We start from the raw sequence: 13,347 nt of genomic DNA on the forward strand, positions 1-13,347 counted from the left end.
CAATAGTAAAATAATAAGTAAACAAAGAGCTATATATTTACATTTATTATTGAGGAGGGAAATAAGTGAAAGCTACTGGAATCGTAAGAAGGATTGATGACCTAGGTAGAGTAGTAATACCTAAAGAAATTAGAAGAACACTTAGGATAAGAGAAGGTGATCCTTTAGAAATATTTACTGACAGAGAAGGAGAGGTAATATTAAAAAAATATTCTCCTATTGGTGAGTTAAATGAATTTGCAACTGAATTCGCTGAGTCATTATATGAAAATATAGGTCATACTTCAGTGATATGTGATAGGGATACAATCGTTGCTATTTCAGGAGGATCTAAAAAAGAGTACTTAGATAAAAGAGTAAGTCCTGAACTAGAGAAAATTATGGAAAGCAGAGAGACCTATTTAGCTACGGGCACAAGTAAACCAATTAGGTTGGCCTCAGATGAGTTAAACCCAGAAAAATATCTCAACCAAATTATTGCACCTATTGTAACACAAGGAGATCCAATTGGAGCAGTAGTACTTGTAACAAAGGAACCAAATGTGAAAATGGGAGACGTTGAAATTAAGCTTGCCGAAACTGCAGCAGCATTTTTGTCAAAGCAAATGGAGCAATAGTATATCTACATAGCCTACCAGCAGTGGTAGGCTTAAATATTTCTGTTCATTATCTGGCCTAGTTCTGATATAATAGTATTTGCTAATTATAAATGTATGGTTCTAGGGTTTTAACAAAGAAAATTTATTAAAATCTTAGTCGGATATACATGAGGTTTAGATAACAAGATTGGAGGACGCTTATGGCTAGAGATAATTTTTTAAAAGGAGCTGCTATACTGGGGCTGGCAGGTCTAATAGTAAAGATACTAGGAGCTTTTTATAGAATTCCCCTTTCAAACATGATAGGACCAGAGGGAATGGGGTACTATCAAACTGCATACCCACTTTACGTATTACTGGTGGCAGTATCCACATCAGGGTTTCCTACTGCTATTGCCAAAATAGTTTCTGAAAAAAGAGCACTGCATGATTATAGAGGAGCCCATAGAGTATTTAGAATATCATTCATGGGTTTTTTAGCTGCTGGTATAATTACATCCTTGTTTGTATATTTTACGGCTGGATATATTGTAGAGGCAGTTGGAAATAGCAAAGCCTATTATTCTCTCATTGCTATGACACCAGCACTATTTTTTGTGCCGATCATGTCTGCTTTTAGGGGATATTTTCAAGGTAGGCAGTCCATGACACCTACTGCTATATCTCAGTTCATTGAGCAGCTGTTTCGTGTTTCTATAGGCTTATTTCTAGCCTATCAGTTAGTGGGGATTGGACTTCCACAAGCAGCAGGAGGAGCATCCTTTGGAGCCTCCGCAGGAGCTATTGCAGGTACCATTATTATAGTTATTATATATATAAAGGAAAAAGGCAAAATAATAGAAGAGGTTAAGAGTAGCGCTGCTTCTGAGCAGGAAAGTGTAAGTAAAATTGTAAAAGATATTCTAATTATAGCTGTGCCTATTACTATTGGTGCTTCAATTTTACCTATAATTAGTACTATAGATACTTTTCTTATTATGAGAAGGCTACAAGAAATAGGTTTTACCCAAAAAGAAGCCACGGCTTTATATGGACAACTTACGGGAAATGCGCAAACTTTAATTAATCTTCCTCAAGTACTGTCTATGGCTATAGCAGTGAGCTTAGTGCCAGCAATATCTAGTGCATTTGCAAGAAAAGATTTTAGTGAAATTAGAAGTACAACTAAGTCAGGAATTAGGGTAACTCTCCTTATTGGACTTCCTTGTGCATTTGGTTTATTTATATTATCTACACCTATTATTGATCTTTTATACTATAACTATAGTTTAGCTGAAAAACAAAGCACAGGAGCCATACTTCAAATTTTAGCTATAAGTCTTATATTTTTGACATTGATTCAATCTCTTACAGCTATACTTCAAGGATTGGGAAAAATAATGATACCTGTTAAGAATTTAGCTATAGGAGCTATAGTTAAGACCATATTTACTTATATACTTACAGGTATACCTTCTATTAATGTAAAGGGTGCAGCTATTAGTACAATAATGGCTTATTTGGTTGCTGCAATACTTAATTTTATTGAAGTTAAAAAATATACTAAGGTTCAGTTCAGGTTTATAGATATAGCCTTAAAACCTATAATATCAACTCTTATAATGACGGCCATTGTTTGGGTTAGCTACAGATATACTTCTGGAATACTAGGAAGCAAGATTTCAACTGTACTTTCTATTGGTATTGGCGGAATTGCCTATGTCATAGCCTTGCTTCTAAGCGGTGCCTTAACATCAGAGGACTTTGAGCTTTTACCTAAGGGAGAAAAGCTGGCTAAGAAATTAAAATCTAAAAGACTTTTAAAAAGCTAGAAATACACATGTATAAAGAAAACAGGATTTGTCAATGATAAGAGTAAATATGGAGGTAAACTATGGGGAAAATTGTAGTAGTAGGGCTAGGACCAGGAGATATAAGCTCACTTACATTAGGTGCTATAGAAAAAATATGTAATGGAAATAAGGTATTTTTGAGAACAGAAAAACATCCTACAATAAAATATCTAGATGAAAAAGGAATAGATTATAGTTCATACGATTATGTATATGAAAATCAGCAGAATTTTGAAAAAGTATATGAGTTTATAGTCCAAGATTTAGTAAAAAAGTCTCAAAAATTTGAAAGCATTACTTATTGTGTACCTGGTCATCCATTAGTAGCTGAGAAAACAGTCACAATGCTAATGGAGCTTGAAAAAAGAGAATCCATAGAGTTAGAAATAATACCTGGTTTAAGCTTCATAGAGCCTGTAATATTAGCAGTAGGTTATGATCCTATAAATGGTCTTAAAGTAATAGATGGACTAAATATTTTTGAGACAAATTTTGATATAAATATTGACTGTTTAATAACTCAAGTGTATGATAAAATGAGAGCATCAGAGCTTAAGCTTGCTCTCATGGAAGTTTATGGGGATGAACATGAGATATATGTTATAAACTCTGCTGGTATTAAGCATGAAGAAAAGGTATTTAGGATTCCTCTGTATGAGTTAGATAGACTAGATTGTATAAGCTTTTTAACAAGTGTCTATGTACCTAAAGTAAAAAATAAAGCCAGATATGATATCTATGATTTAATGAGAATCATGGAAAGGCTAAGAGGAAAGGATGGATGCCCTTGGGATGCAGAACAGACCCATATCTCTTTAAGGGAATATGTGATTGAGGAAGCTTATGAAGTAGTAGACACAATCAATAATGATGATATGGATGCTCTAGCAGATGAACTAGGAGATTTATTGCTTCAAGTAGTATTTCATAGTCAAATCGGCAAGGAAGAAGGATACTTTAACTTTTGGGATGTTACATCAAATATTTGCAATAAGCTTATTCATAGACATCCTCATGTGTTTTTAGATCAAACGGCCAGCAATGTATCTGAGGCTTTAAAAAGCTGGAATGATATGAAGGCTGAAGAAAAAAGTATTCAAAGCTATACTGATAGGCTTAAAGACGTACCTAAGAGCCTTCCTTCACTTATGAGAAGCTATAAGATTCAACAAAGAGCTGCTGATGTGGGGTTTGACTGGGACGACGAAAGTGGGGCAATAGAGAAGCTGTATGAAGAGTTAGACGAAGTTATGGAAGAAATCAGGAACAAGGATAAGGACAGTTTAGAAGGCGAAATAGGAGATTTAATATTTGCAGTAGTAAATGTATGTAGGTTTGTAGGCATAAATCCTGAAAATGCTATAAATAGAACCATAGAAAAATTTGTCGATAGGTTTGAATTTATAGAGGTCGAAAGTAAGAAAATGGGTATGGATTTAAAGAAAATGCCCCTCAAAGACATGGATTTTATGTGGAATAAGGCAAAAATACATAAAAATAAAAAAAATGATAAAAAATAGTACAGAAAAGAAGGATTTTGCTAAAAAACATAGAATAAGCTATACGTAACCAAATTAATATTAAAAGGGAGGTTATATTGTGAACAAAGCTGAATTAGTAGCTAGCATGGCTGAAAAAAGTAATTTAACTAAAAAAGATGCTGAAAATGCTTTAAATGCATTTATGAAGAGTGTTGAGGAAGCATTAGCAGGTGGAGAAAAGGTGCAATTAGTTGGATTTGGTACTTTCGAGGTTAGAGAAAGGAAAGCTAGAGAAGGTAGAAACCCAAGAAATCCTGAAGAAGTTATAAAAATACCAGCATCTTCAGCTCCAGTTTTCAAAGCTGGCAAAACTTTAAAAGAAGCAGTTAACAAATAAGAGAATCAGGTCAGTGACCTGATTTTTTTATGACCTAACCCGATTTCACGAATGATTTTATCGGGAAATCGATGGTAGGTCAAACGCAACGAGCACCAAATTTATGTGAGCGATAGCGAACAAATAAATTTGTGTTGCGAGACTGCGAAATATGCGCAAGGGACATTTGCTTTTTAACATTGTAGAGGTGACTGTAGGGCAGTCTGTACTGTCATATAAAATGGGGTGAACTATATGAGAATAGACAAATATCTAAAAAATGCAAGAATAATCAAAAGAAGAACTATAGCAAAAGAGGCCTGTGAACAAGGAAGGGTTTTTGTGAATGGAAAAGAAGCAAAGCCTGGAACTGAATTAAGCATTGGAGATAAAATAGAGATAAACTTCGGTACAAATACCATGAAAATAGAAGTTCTCAAGCTACTTGAACATGTTACTAAGGAAAGTGCAGAAGATATGTATAGGAATTTATAATATGATTATAAGGATGATAAATCAAAATTCTTTGTCATATATCTAGGGAATGATACCCTCATTGTTTTTTGTAATAGGGAGAGATAATATATGAATTGTCCATACTGCAATAAGGAAATGGAAAAAGGATATATTAGTGATAATAGAAGGTATAAAATGCTTTGGTTACCTGAAGGAACAGGATTTTTTCTAAGAACTGAGAAAAATATAAAAAAGCATAATGGCATGATTATATCCAAATCACATTTATTAGAGTGGGATAATCCAGTTGCATATGCCTGTAGGATATGCAAAAAAGTGATTATTGAGTATGAAGATTAGCTGATTAAGCAGAATGAAAAGAGTATTAATATTTAAGCAAGGTTAAGTTAGATTATTTATATATCTAGTCTTAACCTTGTTTTTTTATTTCTTAAAAAACATACTATATAGAGCTAATATCTCCTATACCTAGCATAAACAAAGTATGAAAAACATATTTATTAACATAAGTATAAAAAGGAGGAGAAAGATGACTGAGAAAAAGGTTACAACCAAAAGTAATAATATAATACTTGAAGATAGAGAAAAGCTTGCGATTTCAGGTGTTGAATCTGTAGAAAGCTTTAACGATAACACAATCATCCTCGCAACATCAAAGGGAGGCATCAATATAAAGGGGACTTCATTAAATATAAGCAAATTAAACCTAGAAGATGGAAATGTAACTATTCAAGGTATTATAAATAGTATAGTTTATACGAACAAAGAAATTTCAAGTGGGAAAGGAAATGGATTATTAGGAAAGATGTTTAAGTAAGTATTAGCATTAGCATGAGGTGGTCGGATGGACATCAGTATTCAAAACCAAGTTTATATATTTTTTGCAACCCTATATGGTGGTATAGTAATGGGGTTTATATATGATTTATATAGGATATTTAGATATTATCTAAGGCCTAAGAAAGTGGCTACCTTTATAGAGGATTTTATTTTCTGGATTATTATCTCAGTTATATTTCTGACAGTTATTTTATACACTAATTGGGGTGAAATAAGGGGATATATTTTTCTTGGGTTCTTTAGTGGAGCCTTTTTATATTCAAGGTTTTTAAGTAAAATTATAATTACTACAATAGTATGGCTTGTAAATGGCATTGTAAAAATCTTAAAGTATATACTTAAAGTTGTTTTTCTCCCATTCAGATTGATCGGCTCAAGGCTTCAAGGACCATATAATAAGGCAAGATCTAATGTAAACAGGTTAACTAATAGAGCTAAAAGATATCTAAAGCTGCCTTTTATAATGCTTAAGGGTTTAAAGAAAAATATTAAAACCATATTTAGAAAAAAGTAAGTCCTAAAAATTTTGCTTTTACAAAGGATTTTAATAAGTTTTGTAGAAGCATTATATACTAAAGCAGAAATAAGAAAGGTGAGTCTAATGAGAGAAAGAAAACCTAGAAGGAGATTTAGAATAAGTCATTTTTTCATATTAGCCGTAGTTATCTATTTGGGAATAACATTTTTTAAACAGCAAAGGTTAATCAAGGCTTTTGAAAGTGAAAAGATACAAAAACAAGAGGAAGTAAAGAAACTCAATAGTGAAGTAGCGGATATAGAAGAAAAATTGAAGTATACAGACTCATTAGAATATATTGAGAAAATGGCTAGGGAAGAGTTAAAAATGGTGATGCCAGATGAGATAATATATATAGATACTAATAAAATCAAAGACAAGTCTAGCAAGGGCATAGATAACTGATTTTAACAGATTGACATATTAATTGTTATAATATATACTAAAATAAGTTGATGTATTTAAAATATCTAAAGGAGGAGTTTTTAATTTATGCCCGTTTTAGTAGGTAATGTAGTTGAAGGCACAGTCACAGGTATTACAAACTTTGGTGCTTTTATTCAACTGCCAGAAGGAAAGACTGGACTAGTTCATATATCCGAAATATCTCATGATTATGTCAACAATGTAAGCGATTACTTAAAAAAAGATCAAGCTGTTAAGGTAAAGATTTTATCGATTAGTGATGAGGGAAAAATTAGCCTCTCAATAAGACAAGCCGAGCCGAAAAAGTCTAAAACTATGCCAGTAGAAATAGACTGGAATAAGACTGACGATAAGCAAAAATTTATGTCTTTTGAGGATAAGATGGCAAAGTTTTTAAAGGATAGCAGTGAGAAGCAAGAGCAGATCAAAAAGAAGGAAACAAAAAAAGGTTTTGGAGCGAAAAGTCGCAGAGCATAGAATACAACCGGGGATTCCCCGGTTTTTTTATGACCTAACCCGATTTTCTTTTGACAAAATTATGTTTTGTTTTTAATAAAAAGGTATTAAGTATAGTTAATCTAGGTTCTAAATATTAAGCTGTATTATGGCTGCATACTTTATTTGCAGGAATATTACAGGATAATACATTAGTTCATCTAGATTATTTTTTTTATTAGGCATGAATTATACTTGTCGATATTTGATGGCATTAGATTTTAGCAGGAGTAGACTACTTGCTATAAAGATTTCTTAAATTAACATTATATTTTCTTTAAATACTTTAGCCCTAAAAAATGATAAAAGTATACTAGATATTGTCAGAAACTTATTAAAACCCTACAACCTAGATTGACAAATATTTTGAAATCTATTTGTTACAATGACATAAACTAAAGACTGGGTGGAGGGATATGAAATGATAAGTAGAACTGAAATGTTTCCTACAAGTGAACAAGGCAGGTGGAGCAGAAGAGCTATTGATTTCAAGAACCTAAAAGGAATTATTAAAGGAATTAACATCAGTACTTTTGTAATTGGTGTTTTAGCCTATCTTATAAGCAGATCGTCTATTATGGAAGGATTGACTCCTTTTGGAATTGCATTTATATCGGCCTATTGTATAAAATACGGAAGCTCATATTTGATTCCGTTATTTATATCTTTGGGGATTATAACGGTTCATGGACTTGGCAGTTATCAATATATTTCAGTTGTATGGTTTATATTCTTCACATTTAAAATATTAAATCCCAAATTTAAGGAAAGCATAATAAAAACATCTATATTCTCAGCCTTATCTCTGGTGCTGCTCAAAAGTTTGTACTTAATCATTAATGATTATTATATTTATGATTTAATGCTAACAGCCTTTGAGGGTATAGTCGTATTTACTCTTACATATATACTTTCCTATAGTATCCCTACTATAGATACTACGTTTAACAGGGTGTTTTCAAGTGAGGAAGTCATTTGTGGAGCAATAATGCTTGCATTAGCTGTATCTGGCTTGGATAGCATAGGTATATTCGGGATATCAATAAAAAATGTAATTGGAATAGCAATTGTAATATTTTTTGCATTTAATAAAGGACCTTCAATAGGTACTGCTGTAGGTATTACTATTGGTGTAATTACATCGATGTCGCAGATTAGCTTGCCTTTTGTCATATCCATATATGGATTTGCGGGGCTTTTGTCTGGACTATTTAAGGAAGTAGGCAAAATCGGTAGCTGCCTAGGTTTTCTTTTGGGAAACATTATTATGTCATTTTATATAGATGGATCTACACAGACAATACTTAAAAATAAGGAAATTCTATTATCCATTGTCATATTTCTTTTAGTTATAAAATTAGCAAAAGGATTAGGCAGCAAGGTTGTTATCGGTGTATCTGGTAGAACACAAATAGAGGAAGCATATTCAAATAGGGTTAAGGATATGACTTACAAAAGGCTTACTGAAATATCACAGGTTTTTGAAGAGCTTGGACAAACCTTTAGAAGGGTATCAGATAGGGAAAAGGTTGTTGAACAAAAGGATGTATCTAAGCTTATTGATGCTGTAGCTAATCAAGTTTGCAGTAAATGCTCTCTTTGCAGGTTTTGTTGGGAAAGCGACTTTTACACAACATATCAATCAATGTTTGAGATTTTAGGCATTATTGAGATGAAGGGAAGCATTTCTCCTAATATGATGCCAGATATCTTTAATAAAAGATGTACAAAAACCGATGAAATTGCACAGAAGGTCAATTATCTATTTGATATCTATAGGCTTGACTATAGATGGGAGAATAAAATATTGGAAAGCAGGCAGCTTGTATCTCAGCAGCTAGAGGGCATGTCTAAAGTGATTAAGGATTTGGCAAATGAAATATATAATGATGTAAGGTTTAAACAGGACGTAGAAAAGGAGATCTATGCAGGTTTGAAAAAAAATAAAATAAATGTAGATAAGGTAATTGTTACAGAGAATGAAAGAGATGATTTCGAAATATACCTAGAGGTGAAATCTCGAGATAGCGATGATGTTATAAATAAATCAAAAACAATCGTGTCTGAAATAGTAGGTATTCAGCTGACTAGTGATAAATATTGTGCCAGCACTAAACAAGAGGATAAAAAAATAAAATTTAAGCTTATAAAGGCAAATCGTTTTGGAGCAATTACAAAGGTATCTAGGATGGATAAAGGATTTAATAGCGTATCTGGAGATAATTATACCTTTGGAGAAAGAAACAATAACTACTTCGCAGTCATTAGTGACGGAATGGGGGTTGGACACAAAGCAAGCCAAGAAAGTGATATTACTATCTCATTACTTGAAAAGTTTTTAGAGGCAGGATTTGATAAAGAACTAGCTTTGAAGACTATTAACTCAGTATTAGTGCTAAAGTCCTCAGACGAGATGCTGGCAACCATAGATATGTCAATTATCGATTTGTACAGAGGTAAGACTCAATTTGTGAAAATTGGTTCAGCGCCGACATTTGTTAAGAGAAGGGATAAGGTACAGATAATTAATTCTCATTCACTTCCTGTAGGTATACTTAAGGATGTTGATATTCAAGTATACGAGGAAGAATTAGAGGATGGAGATTTCATTGTTATGGTATCTGATGGTATTTTAGATTCGAATTATGATGAAGATAATAAGGAAAAGTGGTTAGCTAAGATTATTCATGATATTGAAAGTGTAAATCCTCAGACTATTGCAGACAAAATAATGGATGCTGCATTAGAAGCTTGCCATGGGACAGCAAATGATGATATGACTGTACTAGTAACTAAGATATGGAAGAGAAGATAAACAAAGTTCGAGATGAAATCTTAGAACTGTTAGCCATCGAATAAGGCATGTGAGAAAACTCACATGCCTTATTATGACCTAACCCGATTGGTGGCTTAAACACAACAGCAAGTTCTGAAAATTGATGGACTAGCATATCTATGTATTAGTTACAAAATGATGTCTAAAATCATTAAAATGTATATAAATCTAGGGCTTGGCAATAATTACAAAAAAAGCTTAGGAGGATTGTTGTTATGGATAAGATTATTGAATTTAGACAGGTAATGCTTATAACTGATGGAGAATCTAATGAGGGTATAGACCCTATAAGTGCTGCAAGAGAAGGATATGAAAAAGGAGTTACTATAAGCACCATAGGAATAACAGATAAAACAAATGATGAAAGACCATTAAAAGAAATTATGGATATAGCAGAAGCTGGTGGAGGGGTATGGGAATTGACTAATATTCAGAACCTTTCAACTGCTTTGAGCATGGTAACTGTAAAATCAGTTTATAAAACCATAGAGGAAGCAGTAAGTAAGGAATTGAAAGAAATAATCGGTACTGGACTTAATGATATGCCTCCACAATCTAGAGTAAAGGTTACAGACATGATAGACAGGCTTGGAGATGAGATAAATATTAATTGCTGTGTAGTTATAGATTCCAGCAGCAGCATGGCTAATAAAATTAGTATGGCTAAGAAAAGCATATTAAATCTCTTGAGAATATTAAATCAAAGGAAAGGAAAAACGAAAGTATCAGTAATAAGCTATCCTGGGAAAAATCAAGGACAATATGATATTCTCTGTGACTTTACAGAAAATATAGCACTGCTTGAAGAGTCACTTAACAAGATACTTATAGGAGGCAATACTCCTACAGGTCCTGCCATTAAAAGTGCTATAGAGCTTTTAAGTAATGATCTCAATTATGGAATTAATGTAGAAGAGGAAATAGTTTTTAAGAGTATGAGTGTATAAAATAGAGTGCAATTAGGTAAGACACAATATTTATTTGTATGGACAATAGTCAGGAGTACCCTTCGGATTACACTCATGATGATAATATTCTATCATCATGAGTGTAACGAAGGGTCTCAATTTTTTCACAATGATTAGGGTTAAGGGGGATATAGAAATGCTTCAGCTAACAGAGATTGTTACTGGAAAATGGAATAGTAATAAATATACAGTATTATCTAAGCTAGGTGAAGGTGGTATAGGGGCAGTATATAAGGTAAAAGACATTAGGGGAAATATTAGAGCTCTAAAAATTAGCGAGGATATTAATTCTATAACTAGAGAATTTAATATGCTTACTAAGCTAAAACAGCTTAAGAATATTCCAAATGCATATGAGATTGATGATTATAAAAAAAATAAGAATACATATTATTTTTTTATTATGGACTATATAGAAGGGTACAATATTAAAGAAATAATAAAGCATGGAAAAATAAAAGTAAAAGATATAATAGGAATTGGAATTATTTTATTGAATATTCTTGAAAAAATTTATAAAATGGGATATGTATATGCAGATATGAAGCCAGATAATATTATGATAGATAAGAGACTTAAAAAAGTTAACTTTATTGACTTTGGCGGCGTAATTGAAGTTGGACAAGGAGTCAAGGAATTCACTCCAACCTACAGTACATTTTTCTGGGGAGCAGATAGAAACTATGATTATGTAACTAATTTGAATTTTAGTGTAGCAATGATAATTACATCCATGCTGCTAAAAAGAGAATTTAATCCATTAGTACATAATTTAGAGCAGGTAATATCAAATATAAAGCTGCTTGCCATAGACAATAGATTAAAAAAATGTTTAATAAAGGCACTTAAAGGAGAAATTAACCATATAAAAGCTTTCAGAGAAGAACTAAAAAAACTTTTTAAGGATTGTAATTCATCTTTAATGGTTATGGGTAAACTAAACTCCAAAACAAAAGCTAATAGAAAAATGGGAATTATAGATGCTTTTTTTATATTTAGTATAGGATTTTTTTTAATTGTAATGATTATTGGGGTAAATACCTACCTTTTTAGCGGGTAATGAGTTTAACTATGGATGTTTTAATAAAAAGAATATAGGTGATATTGCTTATGAAGGAAAAAGTTGTTAATTCAATAAAAGAGTATAGTTTAATAGCAAAAAATGATAGAATAGTAATCGGTGTTTCTGGTGGTCCTGATTCCATGGCCTTATTATATATTTTAAAAGACTTAAAGGATGAGCTGGGATTCAATATTTATGTTGCCCATATAAATCATGGCATTAGAAATGAAGAAGCAGATGCAGATGAAGAATTTGTAAGGAATATCTGTCTTAAATTTTCACTTCCCTTTTACTCAACAAAAGTAAATATGGATGAATATGCTAGAGAAAATAAGATTACTTCAGAAGAAGCGGGAAGAGCTATAAGATATGGTTTTTTTAACAAGATATTAGATGGCATTGGTGGGGGGAAAATTGCTGTAGCCCATAATAAAAATGATCAGGCAGAAACATTATTGATGAGATTCTTTAGAGGAACAGGCTTAGAAGGTTTAAGAGGAATGGAACATAAAAATATGAATATCATAAGACCTCTCTTAGATATAAGCAGAGAGGAGATAGAAAAATATTGCAGAGACAATAATATAGCTGTTAGAATTGATAGGACAAACCTTGAGCCTATATATGGCAGAAACAGAACAAGGTTGGAGGTTATTCCTTATATTGTAAAGCACTATAACAAAAACATTATTGATACATTAAATAGAACCTCTAAATTAATGCAAATGGATAGTGAATTCATACTAGGAATTGTAGAAGAAAAATATAAAAATATAGTTGTAGATGAGTCTCCAAATAGTATAGTATTATATATAGATAAGCTAAAAAATGAGCATTATTCTATTAAATCAAGAGTTATTAGGAAAAGTATTGAAAAGATAAATGGAAGTTTAAAAGGTATTGAAGAAAAGCATATTAACAATATTATAAGTTTAATAGAGGAAAACATAACAGGAAAAAGTATAAATATAACTAATAATATTGTCATTAAAACAAGTTATGGAAATATGATAATTAAGAAAGATAATAAAAATAATATAGATTTTTTTAAGTACTTTCTACCCGTGGGAGAGACTATACACATATATGAATTAGGCTCTGATATTACTTCTAAGGTAGTATCCATATCTGAAGTGGATATTAAACAAATTAATAGGTTCATAAAGTACTTTGATTATGATAAAATAAGGGGTAAACTGTACATAAGAAATAGAAAAGATGGAGATAGATTTACTCCACTAGGGATGGAGGGTTCTAAAAAGCTTAAGGATTTTTTTATAGATGAAAAAGTGCCTAGAGATGAAAGAAATCTTATACCAATTATCGAAGATAATAAAGGGATAATTTGGGTAGTAGGATATAGAATAAGCGAAGAGTATAAGGTCAGTTGCCATACTTCAAAAGTTTTAATATTAGAATATAAAAAACATTAAGATA

General features: G+C 31.9%; 14 protein-coding genes. All 14 read left to right on the top strand.

The features are described from left to right. Nucleotides 1-65: 65 nt before the first annotated feature. Nucleotides 66-617 carry a stage V sporulation protein T gene (spoVT, locus tag QO263_RS04830; RefSeq protein ID WP_285627047.1) on the top strand — a complete coding sequence of 184 codons (552 nt, stop codon included), beginning with the start codon at nucleotides 66-68 and terminating at the stop codon, nucleotides 615-617. A gap of 182 nt (nucleotides 618-799) precedes the next feature. Continuing rightward, complete coding sequence (locus tag QO263_RS04835; protein ID WP_285627049.1) at nucleotides 800-2,410, top strand: putative polysaccharide biosynthesis protein; 1,611 nt, start codon at nucleotides 800-802, stop codon at nucleotides 2,408-2,410. 62 nt (nucleotides 2,411-2,472) lie between these two features. Then, the gene (yabN, locus tag QO263_RS04840) at nucleotides 2,473-3,951 is read left to right on the top strand and encodes a bifunctional methyltransferase/pyrophosphohydrolase YabN (RefSeq protein ID WP_285627052.1); all 1,479 of its coding nucleotides are present in this window, start codon (nucleotides 2,473-2,475) and stop codon (nucleotides 3,949-3,951) included. A gap of 79 nt (nucleotides 3,952-4,030) precedes the next feature. Beyond that, nucleotides 4,031-4,309, top strand: coding sequence for a non-specific DNA-binding protein Hbs (gene hbs / locus QO263_RS04845; protein WP_285627054.1), 279 nt, complete (start codon nucleotides 4,031-4,033; stop codon nucleotides 4,307-4,309). A 234-nt stretch (nucleotides 4,310-4,543) separates the two neighbouring features. After that, complete coding sequence (locus tag QO263_RS04850) at nucleotides 4,544-4,783, top strand: RNA-binding S4 domain-containing protein (RefSeq protein WP_285627058.1); 240 nt, start codon at nucleotides 4,544-4,546, stop codon at nucleotides 4,781-4,783. Between the two features lie 90 nt (nucleotides 4,784-4,873). Next, nucleotides 4,874-5,104 carry a PF20097 family protein gene (locus tag QO263_RS04855; RefSeq protein WP_285627062.1) on the top strand — a complete coding sequence of 77 codons (231 nt, stop codon included), beginning with the start codon at nucleotides 4,874-4,876 and terminating at the stop codon, nucleotides 5,102-5,104. Nucleotides 5,105-5,294: 190 nt separating this feature from the next. Further along, nucleotides 5,295-5,582, top strand: a complete 288-nt coding sequence (gene yabP / locus QO263_RS04860; protein ID WP_285627065.1) for a sporulation protein YabP — start codon at nucleotides 5,295-5,297, stop codon at nucleotides 5,580-5,582. 27 nt (nucleotides 5,583-5,609) lie between these two features. Next, complete coding sequence (gene yabQ / locus QO263_RS04865; RefSeq protein WP_285627068.1) at nucleotides 5,610-6,119, top strand: spore cortex biosynthesis protein YabQ; 510 nt, start codon at nucleotides 5,610-5,612, stop codon at nucleotides 6,117-6,119. 87 nt (nucleotides 6,120-6,206) lie between these two features. Further along, a complete protein-coding gene (locus QO263_RS04870) occupies nucleotides 6,207-6,527 on the top strand; it encodes an FtsB family cell division protein (protein ID WP_285627071.1) in 321 nt (106 codons plus the stop codon). Nucleotides 6,528-6,614: 87 nt separating this feature from the next. After that, nucleotides 6,615-7,025 carry a S1 RNA-binding domain-containing protein gene (locus tag QO263_RS04875; RefSeq protein WP_285627074.1) on the top strand — a complete coding sequence of 137 codons (411 nt, stop codon included), beginning with the start codon at nucleotides 6,615-6,617 and terminating at the stop codon, nucleotides 7,023-7,025. 439 nt (nucleotides 7,026-7,464) lie between these two features. Then, the gene (gene spoIIE, locus QO263_RS04880) at nucleotides 7,465-9,858 is read left to right on the top strand and encodes a stage II sporulation protein E (protein WP_285627077.1); all 2,394 of its coding nucleotides are present in this window, start codon (nucleotides 7,465-7,467) and stop codon (nucleotides 9,856-9,858) included. A 236-nt stretch (nucleotides 9,859-10,094) separates the two neighbouring features. Then, entirely contained in the window at nucleotides 10,095-10,826 is a 732-nt protein-coding gene (locus QO263_RS04885; protein WP_285627080.1) for a vWA domain-containing protein, read from the top strand. 157 nt (nucleotides 10,827-10,983) lie between these two features. After that, a complete protein-coding gene (locus QO263_RS04890; protein WP_285627084.1) occupies nucleotides 10,984-11,907 on the top strand; it encodes a protein kinase domain-containing protein in 924 nt (307 codons plus the stop codon). A 50-nt stretch (nucleotides 11,908-11,957) separates the two neighbouring features. Further along, nucleotides 11,958-13,343 carry a tRNA lysidine(34) synthetase TilS gene (gene tilS, locus QO263_RS04895; RefSeq protein ID WP_285627087.1) on the top strand — a complete coding sequence of 462 codons (1,386 nt, stop codon included), beginning with the start codon at nucleotides 11,958-11,960 and terminating at the stop codon, nucleotides 13,341-13,343. The last annotated feature ends 4 nt before the right edge of the window (nucleotides 13,344-13,347 follow it).

It is taken from the genome of Proteiniborus sp. MB09-C3 (genome assembly GCF_030263895.1).
Taxonomy (GTDB): domain Bacteria; phylum Bacillota; class Clostridia; order Tissierellales; family Proteiniboraceae; genus Proteiniborus.

Coding starts and splice junctions, on each gene's coding strand:
- QO263_RS04835 (WP_285627049.1), top strand. CDS start 800: ATGGCTAGAGATAATTTTTTAAAAGGAGCTGCTATACTGGGGCTGGCA.
- yabN (WP_285627052.1), top strand. CDS start 2,473: ATGGGGAAAATTGTAGTAGTAGGGCTAGGACCAGGAGATATAAGCTCA.
- QO263_RS04850 (WP_285627058.1), top strand. CDS start 4,544: ATGAGAATAGACAAATATCTAAAAAATGCAAGAATAATCAAAAGAAGA.
- QO263_RS04855 (WP_285627062.1), top strand. CDS start 4,874: ATGAATTGTCCATACTGCAATAAGGAAATGGAAAAAGGATATATTAGT.
- yabP (WP_285627065.1), top strand. CDS start 5,295: ATGACTGAGAAAAAGGTTACAACCAAAAGTAATAATATAATACTTGAA.
- yabQ (WP_285627068.1), top strand. CDS start 5,610: ATGGACATCAGTATTCAAAACCAAGTTTATATATTTTTTGCAACCCTA.
- QO263_RS04870 (WP_285627071.1), top strand. CDS start 6,207: ATGAGAGAAAGAAAACCTAGAAGGAGATTTAGAATAAGTCATTTTTTC.
- QO263_RS04875 (WP_285627074.1), top strand. CDS start 6,615: ATGCCCGTTTTAGTAGGTAATGTAGTTGAAGGCACAGTCACAGGTATT.
- spoIIE (WP_285627077.1), top strand. CDS start 7,465: ATGATAAGTAGAACTGAAATGTTTCCTACAAGTGAACAAGGCAGGTGG.
- QO263_RS04885 (WP_285627080.1), top strand. CDS start 10,095: ATGGATAAGATTATTGAATTTAGACAGGTAATGCTTATAACTGATGGA.
- QO263_RS04890 (WP_285627084.1), top strand. CDS start 10,984: ATGCTTCAGCTAACAGAGATTGTTACTGGAAAATGGAATAGTAATAAA.
- tilS (WP_285627087.1), top strand. CDS start 11,958: ATGAAGGAAAAAGTTGTTAATTCAATAAAAGAGTATAGTTTAATAGCA.